At 65.2% G+C, this 15,885-nt stretch carries 14 protein-coding genes; 6 read left to right on the top strand and 8 right to left on the bottom strand.

What is annotated here, in order from left to right:
- The first annotated feature begins 5 nt into the window (after nt 1-5).
- Nucleotides 6-389, top strand: coding sequence for a VOC family protein (locus C8J43_RS17170; protein WP_133031945.1), 384 nt, complete (start codon nt 6-8; stop codon nt 387-389).
- Nucleotides 389-1,225 carry an S-formylglutathione hydrolase gene (gene fghA / locus C8J43_RS17165; protein ID WP_133031944.1) on the top strand — a complete coding sequence of 279 codons (837 nt, stop codon included), beginning with the start codon at nt 389-391 and terminating at the stop codon, nt 1,223-1,225. Before C8J43_RS17170 ends, fghA begins: the two co-directional genes overlap by 1 nt.
- A 458-nt stretch (nt 1,226-1,683) precedes the next feature.
- Here fghA and C8J43_RS17160 read toward each other — a convergent pair whose 3' ends face one another.
- Entirely contained in the window at nt 1,684-4,644 is a 2,961-nt protein-coding gene (locus tag C8J43_RS17160) for a TonB-dependent receptor (RefSeq protein ID WP_133031943.1), read from the bottom strand.
- A gap of 203 nt (nt 4,645-4,847) precedes the next feature.
- On the opposite strand from C8J43_RS17160, the gene folE reads away from it, so the two are divergent.
- From folE to C8J43_RS17145, 3 genes are read left to right on the top strand one after another with little or no spacing between them, the layout of a single operon-like run.
- Nucleotides 4,848-5,486 (top strand): GTP cyclohydrolase I FolE, encoded by a 639-nt coding sequence (gene folE, locus C8J43_RS17155; protein WP_243645646.1) that lies wholly within the window; start codon nt 4,848-4,850, stop codon nt 5,484-5,486.
- Entirely contained in the window at nt 5,486-6,244 is a 759-nt protein-coding gene (locus C8J43_RS17150) for an SDR family NAD(P)-dependent oxidoreductase (RefSeq protein ID WP_133031942.1), read from the top strand. The genes folE and C8J43_RS17150 overlap by 1 nt, the downstream gene beginning before the upstream one ends.
- On the top strand, nt 6,237-6,587 hold the full coding sequence (locus C8J43_RS17145; RefSeq protein ID WP_133031941.1) for a dihydroneopterin aldolase: 351 nt from the start codon (nt 6,237-6,239) through the stop codon (nt 6,585-6,587). The genes C8J43_RS17150 and C8J43_RS17145 overlap by 8 nt, the downstream gene beginning before the upstream one ends.
- A gap of 267 nt (nt 6,588-6,854) precedes the next feature.
- Here the strand turns inward: C8J43_RS17145 and leuA are convergent, their stop codons facing one another.
- The 6 genes from leuA to miaA all read right to left on the bottom strand — a co-directional run bounded on the left by leuA (nt 6,855) and on the right by miaA (nt 14,247).
- Nucleotides 6,855-8,513: a 2-isopropylmalate synthase gene (leuA, locus tag C8J43_RS17140; protein ID WP_133031940.1), complete on the bottom strand. Its 1,659-nt coding sequence runs from the start codon at nt 8,511-8,513 to the stop codon at nt 6,855-6,857.
- A 225-nt stretch (nt 8,514-8,738) separates the two neighbouring features.
- Entirely contained in the window at nt 8,739-9,344 is a 606-nt protein-coding gene (locus C8J43_RS17135) for a YceI family protein (RefSeq protein WP_133031939.1), read from the bottom strand.
- Between the two features lie 457 nt (nt 9,345-9,801).
- A complete protein-coding gene (gene ilvC / locus C8J43_RS17130) occupies nt 9,802-10,821 on the bottom strand; it encodes a ketol-acid reductoisomerase (RefSeq protein ID WP_056048109.1) in 1,020 nt (339 codons plus the stop codon).
- Nucleotides 10,822-10,951: 130 nt separating this feature from the next.
- Nucleotides 10,952-11,467 (bottom strand): acetolactate synthase small subunit, encoded by a 516-nt coding sequence (ilvN, locus tag C8J43_RS17125; protein ID WP_056048113.1) that lies wholly within the window; start codon nt 11,465-11,467, stop codon nt 10,952-10,954.
- 1 nt (nt 11,468) lies between these two features.
- On the bottom strand, nt 11,469-13,217 hold the full coding sequence (locus tag C8J43_RS17120; protein WP_133031938.1) for an acetolactate synthase 3 large subunit: 1,749 nt from the start codon (nt 13,215-13,217) through the stop codon (nt 11,469-11,471).
- 82 nt (nt 13,218-13,299) lie between these two features.
- Nucleotides 13,300-14,247, bottom strand: a complete 948-nt coding sequence (miaA, locus tag C8J43_RS17115) for a tRNA (adenosine(37)-N6)-dimethylallyltransferase MiaA (RefSeq protein ID WP_243645645.1) — start codon at nt 14,245-14,247, stop codon at nt 13,300-13,302.
- Between miaA and serB the strand changes: the two genes are divergently transcribed.
- Complete coding sequence (gene serB, locus C8J43_RS17110; RefSeq protein WP_133031937.1) at nt 14,240-15,121, top strand: phosphoserine phosphatase SerB; 882 nt, start codon at nt 14,240-14,242, stop codon at nt 15,119-15,121. The two genes, miaA and serB, sit on opposite strands and share 8 nt — an antisense overlap.
- Before the next feature lie 147 nt (nt 15,122-15,268).
- On the opposite strand, the gene C8J43_RS17105 is transcribed toward serB, so the two are convergent.
- The gene (locus C8J43_RS17105) at nt 15,269-15,751 is read right to left on the bottom strand and encodes a hypothetical protein (protein ID WP_133031936.1); all 483 of its coding nucleotides are present in this window, start codon (nt 15,749-15,751) and stop codon (nt 15,269-15,271) included.
- Nucleotides 15,752-15,885: the final 134 nt, after the last annotated feature.

Raw genomic sequence — 15,885 nt, 5'->3', positions numbered from 1 at the left:
GGGGCATGTTCACGCACATCATGCTCGGCGCGAGCGATATCGCCGCGTCGAAAGCGTTCTACGACGCGGCGCTGGGCGCGCTCGGCGTGCCCGAGGGCGTCGTCGATGAATGGGGGCGGGTGGTCTATGCGCACGACGGCGGGCGCTTCCTGCTGACCAAGCCTATCGACGGCGAGCCGGCTAGCCACGGCAACGGCAGTACGATGGGGTTCGCTGCGGCCTCTACCGATGCGGCCGATGCTTGGCATGCTGCAGGGCTGGCGCACGGCGGGACGGCTTGTGAGGATCCGCCGGGCGTGCGTGAGGCCACCGGGGGGCGGAAGCTGTACCTCGCCTATCTGCGCGATCCGTCGGGCAACAAGATCTGCGCATTGCACCGGGTCGCGTGATGGAAACCGTCTCCACCAGCAAGGCGTATGGCGGCACGCAGGGCGTCTACCGCCACGCGTCGACCGCGACCGGCACGGACATGACCTTCGCGGTCTATGTGCCGCCGCATGACGAGGGCGCGCGGTTGCCCGTGTTGTGGTTCCTGTCGGGCCTGACCTGCACGCACGCCAACGTCATGGACAAGGGCGAGTATCGGCGCGCGTGTGCCGAACTGGGCGTGATCCTTATCGCGCCGGATACCTCGCCGCGAGGCGACGGCGTGCCGGATGACGAGGCGTACGACTTCGGCAAGGGCGCCGGCTTCTACGTCGATGCGACCGAGGAACCCTGGACGAAGAACTTCCGTATGCGGTCCTATGTCGAGGATGAATTGCCGGCGCTGATCGCGGCGGAGTTTCCGGTGGCGGATATGGCGCGGCAGGGAATCTTCGGGCACTCGATGGGTGGGCATGGTGCGCTGACGATCGTGCTGCGCAACCCGGAGCGGTTTTGCAGCGTGTCGGCGTTTGCGCCAATCGTAGCGCCGTTGCAGTGCGCCTGGGGCGAGAAGGCGCTCGGCGGCTATCTCGGGGCGGATCGGACGGCATGGCGCGTGTATGACGCCTGTGCGCTGATCGAGGATGGTGCGCGGGTGAAGGACATCCTGGTCGATCAGGGGGATGCGGATGGTTTCCTGGTCGAGCAGTTGAAGCCCGAGTTGCTGGTGGCGGCGTGCGAGGCGGCGGGGATCGACCTGACGTTGCGGATGCAGCCAGGGTATGATCACAGCTACAACTTCATCTCGACGTTCATGAGCGATCATGTGGTGTGGCACGCGGAGCGGCTGAAGCGCTAACCGCGGCTTTGATGGTTCGAGGCCGTCGGTCTGCAGGTCGTGCCCTCACCCTCGCCGTCTTCGCCGTCTCTCCCTCTCCCGGTGGGAGAGGGAAGGGGCCCGCGGCGTCTTCGCCGTGGGAAGGGTGAGGGCAAGGGAGAGTCCGCGGTCTGTATAAGCCAGCACGTAGCTCCACCCACACGTCATCCTGACGAAAGTCAGGACCCAGGGTCACGAACGCTATGCTGATTGGCTCTGGATCCTGACTCGTCAGGATGACGGCGGCGTCGTGGGGATCCTCCCCGCCCGGGGGATGTGGTTGGCGCTGCCAGACGGAGGGGGCGGTAAGGGAAACGTCTGTTTCGTGCCCGCCCCCTCCGTCACTTTCGGCGCCACCTCCCCCTGGCGGGGGAGGATCAGTCAGATCGCCATCCTGTCCGACGGCTTCGTAACGCAACGGCCTTGCCTCGAACGTGCCCTCAGAACTTGAACCCGGCCGCCACGCCATACCGGCGTGGTTCGATTGTGAAGATGTTGGTGAATAGCCCGGCCGACTGGTCGGTCACATACTGCCCGGTCGTCGCATCGTTCTTGGTCAGGTTCTGCACATAGGCGCGGACGTAGAAGCGGTCTTCGCGGGCGTTGAGCTGGACCTGCATGTTGACCACCTCGTAGCCGGGAATCCGGTCGATCGCGGTGTTGAAGATGCTCGCCGCGAACCCGCCGGTATAGTTGAGGTCGGCACGCGGGACGAGGCTCATGCCGTTGGCGAAGTCGATCGTGTACTGCGCGCCGACCGACCATTTGTACGTCGGTGCCTGTGGAAGACGGTTGCCGCGGATGTTGGTCGTCACTCCGTCGAGCACCGACACGCCGCTCGCCGCGGCGTTGGCCCCGAGCGCGGAGCAGATCCCGAACGCGCCGGTCGCCGCCACCGTCGGGATCGCGGTCGGTGCGCGCAGACCGATCTGCGAATTGACCGCCGCGACATAGCCGTTCGACAACGCCGCGTTGCCCGCCACGTTCGGGACGACGACGCAGTTCGACGCGTTGGTGATGTCCTTGATGATCACCGCGTCCGACCGGCCGCCCGACACGTCGCGCGGGTTGACCAGCAGCTTGTCGGTCGACACCTTCGAATGCAGGTAACTCGCGTTCATGTTGACCACGAACGCCGGGATCGGGCTCATGATCGCCTCCGCCTCGACGCCGTAGATATCGGCGTCGACATTGTCGTTGACTGAGGTCCGCGCGACGATCCGGCTTAGCTGCAAGTTCTTGTACTGATAATAGAAGCCGGTGAGATTTAGCCTGAACTGGCCACCGCCGAAGGTGTTCTTCGAGCCGATCTCGTACGCGTTGACCTGCTCGGGCAGGAACGTGCTGCTGACGTTGAACATCGGCAGCAGCGGCGGATTGATCCCGCCCGATTTATAGCCGCGCGAGTAGGATGCGTAGAGCAGGTTGTTCTCGGTGATCCGATAGTCGAGCACCGCGCGCCCGGTCAGCCGGGAGAAGCTGACCTGCGCGTTGGCGAACTCCTGGCGGCCCGGCAGGTTAGGGTCGAAATCGACCGTGCCGTAGTTCAGCCCCTGCTCGATTCCGGTCGCGCCGATCGGCGTCAGCACGTTGAGCGCGAGGTTGCGCGCCTCGTCGGTCTTCTTGTCGTGGTTGTAGCGCAGGCCGACGGTCAGCTTGAGCTTGTCGGTGAACTTGAAATAGGTCTCGCCGAAGATGCCATAGGATTTCAGGCGGAACTCGGTATCGCTGTTGCGATAGAAGGGCGTCGACAGGAAATAGCCGTTGCCCGCGGGCAGCCCGGCCCCCGCCGCGTTTGCCGAGCCGAGAATGCCCGAGGCGTAATCGAGCCCGAACGCGTTGACGAAATAATCGGTGTTGGTGGATTTGCTGTCGACATAGATGCCGCCGAGCAGGAAGTTGAACATGCCCTCGAAATTGCTGTCGAGATGCGCTTCGGCGGAATATTGGCGGTTCACCTGGCGCGAGCGATCGAAGTCGAGGCTCTGCGGATAACAGCCGATCGAATTGCCGCCGTAGATGCCGACGTTGTTGGGGTCTGCCGCCGACTGGCACGCGCCGCCCGCGGGCCCGTTGGGGATCAGCGTCTGGCGCACGCCGTTCAGGAACGCGAACGGCGATCCGGAGCGGGCGAGCGCGTTGAGCGTCGCAAGCCCGACATTGTTGGCCAGCGGGTTCTCGACCGCGAGGTTATAATCGGTCGTGCTGTCGACCGCGTTGCGCGTGTAGCCGCCGGTGAAGTTCAGGCTGACCGGGCCGAAATCGTGGAAGATCTTGGCGGTATATTGCTCCTCCTCGGCGAAATAGGTCGGGCTGTAGTCGAGCGACACGGTCCGCACGTTGGCCGGGTTGACGACGCCGGTGTAGGTATCCTGACCATAGAGGCTCTGCAGCCCGAAGCGGGCGAGCGCTGGGTTGTTGACCGCGAAGAACTCGTTCGAACTGAGCACCGCCGACAGCGTCGAATTGCCGTTCGCTGTCTCGTTGGCGAGCCGGTCGGGCAGGCAGCCGAGGATGCCGGTCGGGTCGCGGTGGCAGAGTTGCTTCTGCAACCGCGAACGGTCGTCCTTCTCGCGGAAATAATAGCCGATCAGGTCGACCCGGGTATCGCTGGTCGGCTCCCACGACAGCGTGCCGCGGATCGAATACAGATCGCGCCCGTCGATCTTGCGGCCGTCGTAGAGGTTCTTGGTATAGCCGTCGCGGTTGAGATACGTGCCCGCGACGCGGATCCCGAGCGTATCGGTGAACGGCAGGTTGAGCATCGCCTTCACGCGCTTCGAATCATAGTTGCCGTATTCGAACTCGGCAGCCGAATGTACGCCGGAGAGGTCGGGCTTTGCCGAGATGAAGTTGACCACGCCCGACGTGGCGTTGCGGCCGAACAGCGTCCCCTGGGGCCCGCGAAGGACCTCGATCCGCTCCAGGTCGAAGAACTCGCTCTCGAACAGCCGGGTGGTGACCAACGGCATGTCGTTGATGTGGATCGCGGTCGCGGTGTCGCAGGTCGCGCCGGTGCACAGGTCGCCGATCCCGCGGATCGTGAAGCTCGACGTCGTGAAGTTGGTCTTGGTGAAGGTGATGTTGGGCAGCGTCTGCTGGAGCGCGCTCGGATTGACGATCTGCTGCTTGGCGATGTTGTCCGCGGTAAAAGCGCTCACAGCGATCGGAACATCCTGCAGACGTTGCGATTGGCGTTGCGCGGTAATCACGATATCCTGCGACGCGTAGGGATCGGCGGTGGACACGTCTCGTGTCGTCTGCGTCGACGGCGCTTCCTGCCCGGGACCATTGGTGGGCGCGGTGTTTTCGGCCGATGTGGTGGTGGCGGTCTGCGCCATTGCCGGCGCAATCGACAGGAGTATCATCGCCGATGCGGCGAGCAATTCGAACTTTGCCATGGCAGTCCTCTCCCCGATCGTGCCGGTCTATGCCGATTCACGATTTAGATTTTCAGGTATGGCGAAGTAACGACCAAAAAAATCAACCGTCAACGCTTTTTGAAGCCCGGATTACGGGGATTTACGGCGCGTTGCTCAAATGAAACAGTTGCAAAAGAGGACCCATGTTCCGATGTTTGGGTATGCTGACAAAGGGTGTTGCGATGCGGGATGAACTGAACGGGTCCGACGGGCGGCCAGCTGGGGGCGATGTACTGGGTCCCGACGGCAAGGTGATTGTGCCCGAAGACGTAGCGTCGGCGATCCGTACGCTGATCCGCTGGGCGGGCGACGATCCGACCCGCGAGGGGCTGCTCGATACGCCGCGTCGTGTTGCACGTGCGTGGAAGGAATATTGCGCAGGCTATGGCGACGATCCGGCGAAACACCTCGAACGCGTGTTCGAGGAGGTCGGCGGGTATGATGAGATCGTCCTGCTGAAGGACATCCCGTTTCAGTCGCATTGCGAGCATCACATGGCGCCGATCATCGGCAAGGCGCACATCGCGTACCTGCCGCGCGACCATGTCGTCGGCATTTCGAAGCTCGCGCGCGTGCTGCACGGCTTCGCGCGGCGGCTGCAGGTGCAGGAGCGGCTGACCGCGGAAGTCGCCGACTGCATCTGGGACAACCTCAAGCCGCAGGGCGTCGCGGTGGTGATCGAGGCGAGCCATGCCTGCATGACGGCGCGCGGTGTCCGCACGCCGGGGGTGACGATGGTCACGAGCCGGATGATGGGCGTGTTCCGCGATGACGAGCGCAGCCGCAAGGAAGTGCTGGCGTTGATGGGGCGCGGCGTCTGATGCGAACCGTCCTGGTGACGGGCGGGGCGAAGCGGTTGGGTGCGGCGATCGTCCGGCGGCTGACTGCGGACGGGCATGCGGTGGTCGTGCACCAGGGGCATTCGCCTGATGAGGCGGCGGCGCTGGTGGCGGAGATCGTCGATGGCGGCGGGCGTGCTGCTGCGGTGGCGGGTGACCTGAGCGATCTCGGCGAGATCGGCGACCTGTTCGCGGCGGCGCGGGCCGCGATCGGGGGGCCGATAGACGGGCTGGTGAACTGTGCGTCGAAGTTCGAGTTCGATCGTCCGCCGAGCGTCGATCCGGTGCTGTTCGCCGAGCTTGGTGCGATCAACTGTGGCGCGCCGGTGCTGCTCGCGTCGGCGCTTGCGTCGCAGTACGATGTCGTAGATGGCGCGGTGGTCAACGTGCTCGACCAGAAGGTGGCGAACCTCAATCCGGACTTCTTCTCGTACAGCTGCGGCAAGATCGCGCTGGAGGGGGCGACGACGATGCTGGCGCAGGCGCTCGGCCCGCGTATCTCCGTGAACGCGGTATCGCCGGGGCTAACCTTGCCGAGCGGGGACCAGAGCGAAGAAGAGTTCGCGGCCGTGGCGAGCGACAATTTGCTCGAGCGTCCGGTTGGCGCCGAGGCGATCGCGGATGCGGTCGCGTGGCTGCTGAACGCAAAAGGCGTGACGGGGCAGAATGTATTCGTTGATTGCGGACAACGGTTTCTGACACGCGATGGCGATGTGATGTTCGAGGGACGCAATGGCTGAGTTCACGACGATCCTCGACGGTTTCGAAGTCATGATGCGGCTTGGCATCCATCCGCACGAGGTCGCGCCGCAGCGCGTGGTCGTCTCGGTCGAGATGACGGTGATGTATTCGGGCCCGCTCGGCGAGGATGCGATCGAGGAAGTGCTCGACTATGATTTCGTCCGCACGGGGATCCGCGCGCTGACGGCGGAGCGCCCGTTCGCGTTGCAGGAGACGCTCTGCGAGGCGATAGCCGGGCTGTGTTTGGCGGACGAGCGGGTGAGGCGGGTCAAGGTCCGCACGGTGAAGGCCGATGTCTACCCCGACGCCCGCGTTGGCTGCGAGATCGTCCGCACTCGCTAATCCTCCCCGCATGCGGGGAGGGGGACCAGCGTAGCTGGTGGTGGGGGCGTGCCGCCAGCGTTACGCGTGGGGAGGCCCCCCTCCACCCCCACGCAAGCGCGTGGCGGTCCCCCTCCCCGTGCCGGGGAGGATTACCCGAGCGCAAATGGCGCACTGCCCCCTCTCCCCTCCGGGGAGAGGGCTGGGGTGAGGGGCTGTTCCAGGCGGAGCACTGCTTGGCTGCCCCTCACCCCGACCCTCTCCCCGGAGGGGAGAGGGAGGTGCGCATCAGGCTCGGTTGGCGGCCGACAATACCGCGCGGACCGAGGCGGTGGCGATGTCGGTGTCCATGCCTACCCCGAACACAGTCTTGCCCTCGGCCGTCCGGCATTCGACGTACGCCGCCGCCTGCGCATCCGCGCCATGGCCGATCGCGTGCTCGTTATAGTCCACCACGTCGAGCGTAGGCCCGGTCGACTCCGCGATCGCCGCGATCACGCCCGAGATCAGGCCATTGCCACGCCCGGAGATCGACCGCTCCTCGCCGTTGATCGCCACACGACCGATGAACAACCGCTGCCCTGACGCACCGCTTTCCTCATAGTCGCGCAGTTCCACCCGGTCGTCGGCCTGCGGCATGTAGGTCCGCTCGAACAGGCCCCAGATATCCGCGGCGTTCAACTCGCGGCTGGTCTCGTCGGCATAGGCCTGGACGTGCCGGCTGAAGTCCGCCTGCAACCGCTTCGGCAGCTTCAGCCCCTTGTCCTGCTCGATCACCCAGGCGACGCCGCCCTTGCCCGACTGCGAGTTGACGCGGATCACCGCCTCGTAGCTGCGGCCGAGATCGGCGGGGTCGATCGGGAGATACGGCACCTCCCACAGCGTGTCGTTCTTCGCCTCCTGCGCAGCGAAGCCCTTCTTGATCGCGTCCTGATGCGACCCCGAGAAGGCCGTGAAGACCAGGTCGCCGGCATAGGGCGTGCGCGGGTGGACGGGGATGTTGGTGCAGTAATTGACCGTGTTCACGACGCCGTCGATGTCCGACAGGTCGAGCTTCGGATCCACCCCTTGCGTGTACATGTTGAGCGCGACGGTCACGAGATCGCAATTGCCGGTGCGCTCGCCATTGCCGAGCAGGCAGCCCTCGACGCGGTCCGCGCCCGCCATCATGCCGAGCTCCGCCGCCGCGACGCCGGTGCCGCGGTCGTTGTGCGTGTGCAGCGAGATCGCCACCGCGTCGCGGTTGCGGATGTTGCGCCCGAACCACTCGATCTGGTCAGCATAGATGTTCGGCGTCGCGCACTCGACGGTGGCGGGCAGGTTGAAGATGATCGGGTTCTCGGGCGTCGGCATCAGGACGTCCATCACCGCCTCGCAGACTTCGAGGCTGAAATCGAGTTCGGCGGTCGAAAAGGTCTCGGGGCTGTATTCGAACTGCCAGCGGACGTTGGGCTGCTTGGCGGCTTCGTCGCGCAGCACCTTGGCGCCATCGATGGCGATCTGTTTCACCTGCGCGCGGTCCATGCCGAACACGATCTTTCGCCACGCCGGCGACACCGCGTTGTAGAGATGGACGATCGCCGTCTTCGCGCCGATCAGGCTGGCGAAGCTGGTCTCGATCAGGTCGCGGCGCGACTGGGTCAGCACCTGGATCGATACGTCGTCGGGGATGCGGCCGGTTTTCACGAGGCCGGAGATGAAGTCGAATTCGGTCGCGCCGGCGCTCGGGAAGCCGACCTCGATCTCCTTCAGACCGACCTTGCAGAGCAGGTCGAAGAAGCGCGTCTTCTTTTCCGCGTCCATCGGGTCGATCAGCGCCTGGTTGCCGTCGCGCAGATCGGTGGAGAGCCAGCGCGGCGGCTTGACGATGGTCTTCGACGGCCATTGGCGGTCGGGCAGGTCGACTTGGGGGAAGGGACGGTATTTGGTCGATGGGTCGCGCAGCATGGCTCGTGTCTCTCGTATCGTCGGGAGCGTTCGGGTCAGCCCTTAGGCGCGAGGCGCGGGGCATGGCCACCGCGCAAACGATCGGCGCGCCTAAGGGCGCGTAAGTCGAAGCAGCAGGAGGCGGCCGTGCGTCATTGATGGCGTCCTATCGCGCGGACACGTCCCGTGTCCAGCGCGATAGGGATTTTATATGTTGATTGCGCTCCGTGGGAGCTCGGGGGTATATTATTGCGCCGAGAACGCGGCGTTGATTGTCAGGTCAACCTTGTCCGACACGACCGGGGCGTAGGCGCCGAGGTTGAAGTCGCTGCGCTTGATCGAGGTGGTCGCGCGGAAGCCGAAGTTGAGCTTCTTGTTCATCGGGTTCGCGCCGGCGCCGACGAAGGTCGCCTGGAGCACGACGGGCTTGGTGACGCCCTTGAGCGTGAGGTCGCCAGTGATCGTCGCCTTGTCGCCGGTAGCGACGACCTTGGTCGAGACGAACTTGGCGCTCGGGTAGGTCGCGGCGTCGAAGAAGTCCTTCGACTTCAGATGGCCCGCGAACGGCGCTGCGGTGACCGAGAGCTGGTCGATCGCGAAATTCACTTCAACCTTGGTCGCGTTCGGCTTGGCGGGATCGATCGTGATGCTGCCGCCCGATGCGCCGAGCTGCCCTTCGAGCATCGAGAAGCCCATGTGGTTGACCTGCCACGTCACCTGCGTGTGGTTCGGATCGACCGCGTAGGTGCCGGCGGCGACGCGTGCCTTGACGGGGGCGCCGGGGATGGCGGCGGTCTGCGCCATGATGGGCGCGGCGGTGAGGGCGAGGATCGTGGCTAGGACTAGGCGCATGCGGGGTCTCCTGTTTGACGCGCGATGCTGACCGACGGGAGGGGGCGCGTCAAACGACGTTATGCCAACGCTGTGTTTCGGATTTGGGTTGTGGGGGAGGGGGAGAAGAGAGCACCGCTCGTTCTTGTTCCCCCGCGGACGCGGGGGCCCAGCTAAACCACGACCACCGCCCGAGACCCTGGACCCCCGCGTTCGCGAGGGAACAGAAAGGAGAAGCCGGCCCCACCTTACAATACCACCCCGGCGAAGGCCGGGGCCCAATTGCGGGATGTTGCCGACTGAGGACGGCGCTCCTTTACTAAAGCCTTCCCAATTGGGCCCCGGCCTTCGCCGGGGTGGATTGGGGGTATGGGAGCAACCGAAACGCGCTCCTCACGCCAACCCGTCGGCCCCGGCGAAGCCGTGCCCTATGGGCAGGCTTCGTCGTGCCGGCCGCGCTCACGCGCGTTCGCTTCGCTCAGTTGCGCTCGCGATCCACCAGAGCATTCTTCCCAATCCACGGCATCATGCCGCGCAGTTCGCTGCCGATCTTCTCGATCGGATGCGCCAGCGCCTGCTTCCGCGCCGCCTTCAGTTCCGGCTGCCCCGCACGGTTGTCGAGGATGAAGTTCTTCACGAACCGGCCCGACTGGATGTCGGCCAGTACGCGCTTCATCTCGGCCTTGGTCTCCGATGTGATGATCCGCGGACCCGTCGTGATGTCGCCATATTCCGCAGTGTTCGAGATCGAGTAGCGCATGTTGGCAATGCCGCCCTCGTACAGCAGGTCGACGATCAGCTTGGTTTCGTGGAGGCACTCGAAATACGCCATCTCGGGCGCGTAGCCGGCCTCGACCAGCGTCTCGAACCCGGCCTGGATCAGGTGGGTGATGCCGCCGCACAGCACGGCCTGCTCGCCGAACAGGTCGGTCTCGCATTCCTCGCGGAAGTTGGTCTCGATGATGCCCGAGCGACCGCCGCCGACGCCCGATGCATATGCCAGAGCGATGTCGTGCGCGTTGCCCGACTTGTCCTGGTCGATCGCGATCAGGCAGGGGACGCCGCCGCCGCGGACATATTCGCTGCGCACGGTGTGGCCGGGGCCCTTGGGCGCGATCATGATGACGTCGAGATCGGCCCGCGGCTCGATCAGGCCGAAATGCACGTTGAGGCCGTGCGCGAACGCAATCGTCGCGCCCTGCTTGAGGTTGTCGTGCAGGTCGGCAGCATAGATCGCCGCCTGATGCTCGTCGGGGGCGAGGATCATGACGATGTCCGCCCAGGCGGCGGCTTCCTTGTTCGACTTGACCGCGAAGCCCGCCTCGATCGCCTTCTTGGCGGTGGCCGAGCCTTCGCGGAGTGCGATCGCGACGTCCTTGACGCCTGAATCGCGGAGGTTCTGTGCGTGGGCATGGCCCTGCGAACCGTAGCCGACGATCGCGATCTTCTTGTCGGTGATGAGGTTCAGGTCGGCGTCGCGATCGTAATAGACACGCATTGGATGGTCCTTTCGATAAGATGTGTCCCTCCGCGAAGGCGGAGGTTCAGGCTGGGCTCCCGCCTTCGGACGCCCTTCAAAGTATTACTTTGAAGGAAAGCCCTTCGCGGGAGAACAAAACTCGTGGTGGTTAGGCCGGCTCTTTGCCGCGGGCGATCGCGACGATGCCGGTTCGGGCGACTTCGATCAGACCGACTTCGCCCATGAGTTCGACGAACTTGTCGATCTTGTCGATCCCGCCGGTGACCTCGAACACGAAGCTCGACGTCGTCGCATCGACCACGCGCGCCCGGTAGACGTCGGCGAGGCGCAGCGCCTCGATCCGGTGGTCGCCGGTGCCACGCACCTTCACCAGCGCGAGCTCGCGTTCGACGTGCGCGCCCTGTGCCGTCAGGTCGGTGACCTTGTGCACCGGCACCAGCCGATCGAGCTGGGCAATGATCTGCTCCATCGTCGCCGGCGACGCGCTGGTGACGATAGTGATCCGGCTGACCGACTTGTCCGCGGTGATCTCGCTCACCGTCAGGCTCTCGATATTGTAGCCGCGCGCGGTGAACAGGCCGGCGATCCGGGCGAGGATGCCCGGTTCGTTGTCGACAATAACGGCCAGCGTGTGCCGCTCGGCCTTTTCCTGGGAAATGTGCATCTTAAACCAGCGCCTTCGCTTCGTCGTCCATCGTGCCGGACACTTCATTCGCCTGCAGGATCATGTCGGTATGCGCCGCGCCCGACGGGATCATCGGGAAGCAGTTGGTCAGCTGCGACACGCGGCAATCGACGATCACCGGGCCGTCATACGCCAGCATCTCGGCGATCCCGCTGTCGAGCTGGTCGCGCGTCTCGATCAGGATGCCCTTCCAGCCATACGCCTCGCCGAGCTTGACGAAATCGGGCAGCGAATCCGAATAGCTCTCGGCATAGCGGCTCTCATAGGTGAGCTCCTGCCACTGGCGGACCATGCCCATATATCGGTTGTTGAGGATGAAGATCTTCACCGGCAACCGGTATTGCGATGCGGTCGCCAGCTCCTGGATGTTCATCTGGATCGACGCCTCGCCGGCGATGTCGATCACCAGCGCATTCGGATTGCCGAGCTGCGCGCCGATCGCGGCGGGCAGGCCATAGCCCATCGTGCCGAGACCACCGCTCGTCAGCCACTTGTTCGGCTTCTCGAACCCGAAATGCTGCGCCGCCCACATCTGGTGCTGGCCGACCTCGGTCGTGATGATCGGCGACCGCGCCTGCGTGGCGTCGAACAGCGCCCGGATCGCGCGCTGCGGCATGATCTCGGTCGGATCGTTCTCCGGGAAATCGAGACACTTCACCGCGCGCCAGCCGGCAATCCGCCGCTGCCAGTCGGTCGTGTCGGGCTTGGGATGCTGGCGGCTCTTCCAGATCCGCACCATGTCCTCGAGCGCATGGCCGACGTCCGCGATGATCCCGAGATCGACGCGCACGGTCTTGTTCACCGACGAGCGATCGATGTCGATATGCACCTTCCGCGAGTTCGGGCTGAACGCGTCGAGCCGCCCCGTCACGCGGTCGTCGAAGCGCGAGCCGAGCGCGACGACGAGGTCGGCCTGGTTCATCGCCATGTTGGCCTCGTACGTGCCGTGCATCCCAAGCATGCCGAGCCACTGCGGGCCGGACGCGGGATAGGCGCCGAGGCCCATCAGCGTCGACGTCACCGGCGCGCCGGTGATGCGGACGAGTTCGCACAGCAACTGGCTCGCGGCCGGGCCGGAATTGATGATGCCGCCGCCCGTGTACAGGATCGGACGTTCGGCCGCGGCGAGCATGTCGACGAGCTGCTCGATCTGCGACTGGTCGGCCTTCACCTGCGGGCGATAGGTCTTGTGCTGGATCGGGCCGGGCTTCTTGTAGCGCGCGGTCGCGACCTGCACGTCCTTGGGAATGTCGACGACCACCGGGCCGGGACGACCCGAGGTAGCGATATGGAACGCCTCGTGGATCACGTCGCCAAGCTTGGCGGGATCCTTCACGAGGTAATTATGCTTCGAGCAATGGCGCGTGATGCCGACGGTATCGGCCTCCTGGAACGCGTCGGTGCCGATCAGCGCGGTCGGCACCTGGCCGGTGATCACGACCATCGGGATCGAATCCATCAGCGCGTCGGTGATCCCGGTGACCGCGTTGGTCGCGCCCGGGCCCGAGGTGACGAGCACAACGCCGGGCTTGCCGGTCGAGCGGGCATAACCCTCGGCCGCATGCGTCGCAGCCTGTTCGTGGCGCACGAGGATGTGCTTGATCCGGCCACTGCGGAACAGCGCGTCGTAGATCGGCAGCACGGCACCACCCGGATAGCCGAAGACGACCTCCACGCCGAGATCGCACAGCGCCTCGATCAGGATATCGGCTCCACTCTTCTCGGTCATTTCATATCATCCTTTGCGAGAACGCTGCCTTTAGCGTCTCGTGGAGGGGGCGGCTACCGATATAAAAGATGCGTGTCAAACATCATTTGAGCAATATAGTTTCAAATTGCTGCATGCGCGTTGGGAGATCTAGGGCTTCGGTGCGGGTCCAAGCAGCGGGTGGCTGGTGCCGGAGCCACGTATATTGGCGCTTGGCATAGCGTCGCGTGGCGAGCGATCCGGCGGCGATGGCGTCGGGTTGCGAGGTCTCGCCGCGGACGAGCGCGGCGATCTCGGGTACACCGATCGCGCGGCGGATCGGGGCGTCCTGCGGGATGTCGGTGCGGGCGAGCAGCGCGGCGATCTCCTCGCGGCTGGTATCGGCCATCTTGGCGAAGCGCTGGTCGATGCGCGCGTTGAGCCAGTCGCGGTCGGGGATCAGGATCAGCGCGCAGACGTCGATCGTGTCGCCGATCCCGCCGACCTTCTCTGTCTGCCAGTCGGCAAGCGTGCGGCCGGTGCCGCGGACGACTTCTAGCGCTCGGGCGACGCGGGTGGTGTCGGCTGCGTTGAGCTTGGTCGCGGCTTGCGGGTCGAGTTGCGTGAGCGCGGCGTGCGCCTCCGCCACGGGGAGGGCGCGGACTTGCTCGCGAAGGGTCGGGTCGATGTCTGGGACGGGTGCGATACCGTCGAGCAGCGTGCGGATATAGAGCCCCGTGCCGCCGACCAGGATCGGCAGCTTGCCCTCGGCGAGCGTGTCGCGGATCGCCTGCGTCGCCTCGGCGGCCCAGCGCGCGGCGGAGTAGCTCGCGTCGGCGGCATCGACATGGCCGAACAGCTGGTGCGGGGCGCTCGCTTCTTCTTCGACCGAAGGCCGCGCAGTGAGGATGCGGAGGTCGGCATAGACCTGCGCGGAATCGGCGTTGATGACGACGCCGTCGTGGCGCGCGGCGATGGCCAGTGCGAGCGCGGACTTGCCGCTCGCGGTCGGCCCTGCGATGAGCGCGACCTTCGGGAGCGCGCCCGTTGATTGGGAGATGGGTATGTTCACGGCAACGCTTATAGCCTCGGGCACGCTGACCGCAGGCGATATTTCAACCGCGATGGACCGCTTGCGCGACGCAGGCTGCGCACCGGGCGCGAGCGGCTGGATCGATGAGGGCGAGGCGGCGGACCTGATCTTCGGGATGGCGCCGGACGCAGCCCGGGTCGCGCTGGAGGGTGCGTTCGTCGGTACCGACGTAGTCGTTCAATCGAGCGTGACGCGTACCAAGACGCTGCTGGTCGCCGACATGGACTCGACGATGATCACCGTCGAATGCATCGACGAACTCGCCGACTACGCCGGCATCAAGCTGCAGATCGCAGAGATCACCGAACGTGCGATGCGCGGCGAACTCGATTTCGAAGCGGCGCTGGACGCCCGCGTGGCGCTGCTGAAGGGGCTGGCGGAAAGCGACATCGAGCGCTGCCTGGCCGAACGCGTGAAGATCATGCCGGGCGCGAAGGCGCTGGTGCGGACGATGCGGTCGCGGGGCGCTCTTGCGGTGCTGGTATCGGGCGGCTTCACGCGGTTTGCCGAGCCCGTGGCAAAAGAGATCGGCTTCGACCGTGCGATCGCCAACGTGTTGAAGATCGAGGGCGGAACGCTGACGGGGACGGTGACCAAGCCGATCGTCGGGTCGAATACGAAGCTGACGACGCTGCACGCCGCGATCACCGAGCGGGGGATTGCGGTGGAGGAATCACTCGCGGTCGGTGATGGCGCGAACGATCTGGCGATGATCGAGGCGGCGGGGCTGGGGGTAGCGTATCACGCCAAGCCGATCGTCGCGGCGGCGGCGGCTGCGCGGATCGATCATGGCGACCTTACTGCGCTGCTCTATGCGCAGGGTATCGCGAAGCAGCACTGGCTGCTGGACTAGCCGTCGTTGCGATCCTTCCCCGCTAGGGGGAGGTGGCACCGAAGGTGACGGAGGGGGAGGACACGGAACGCTGGTTTCCCTTACCTCCCCCTCCGTCTGGCAAGGGCCAGCCACCTCCCCCTGGCGGGGGAGGATCAGAGGGTCGCGTCAGCCCTTCGCCAGCGGCGTGCCGCTCGCGTCGCACACATAGGTCGCTAGTTCCTCGCGCAACGGCAAACCCTTGATCGGGCGCAGCGGACCGTCATGCGCTACGTTGGTCTCGACCAACGCACGGTTGGGGCCGACACCAAGCACGTGGAACAGGCGCTTGCCGCAATCCGTCTCGGTGCGCGCATAAGCGACCTTACCGTCATGCTCCTGGCGCAGGATCGCGATGATCGTCCCGCCGACCGCCTTGCGCTCACGCAACAGGAAGTGGCGCGATGTCGGATCGGACGGGGTAGGGATCAGCCGCCCCTTCACCGTCAGCTGCTCGGGCTTGGGCACCGCAACCTCGGTCTCGGCCAGATTACGCAACGACACGCCGTTATCCACCATCGCGTCGGTATTGATAGTCGCAGGCTGCTCGCCAGAACACGCGGCCAACAGCGCTGCGCCGGCAAGTGCCAGCGCCAAGGTCTTCGAAATCATTCATCTAGCTCCCGGTCGATGTCGAAACGAAACGACCGGTCCGGCTATTTGATCCCTGCCGCATCGCAGCGCACGTCTGCGAATGCGGCGGGTCGGCGCAATATGGCGGTAGGGCCGCGGCAGTCCGCGCCACG

Source organism: Sphingomonas sp. PP-CE-1G-424 (assembly GCF_004341085.1).
In the GTDB taxonomy this organism is placed as follows: Bacteria; Pseudomonadota; Alphaproteobacteria; order Sphingomonadales; family Sphingomonadaceae; genus Sphingomonas.
Note: the sequence above shows the minus strand (reverse complement) of the source record. Positions and strands in the feature narration are given on the sequence as shown.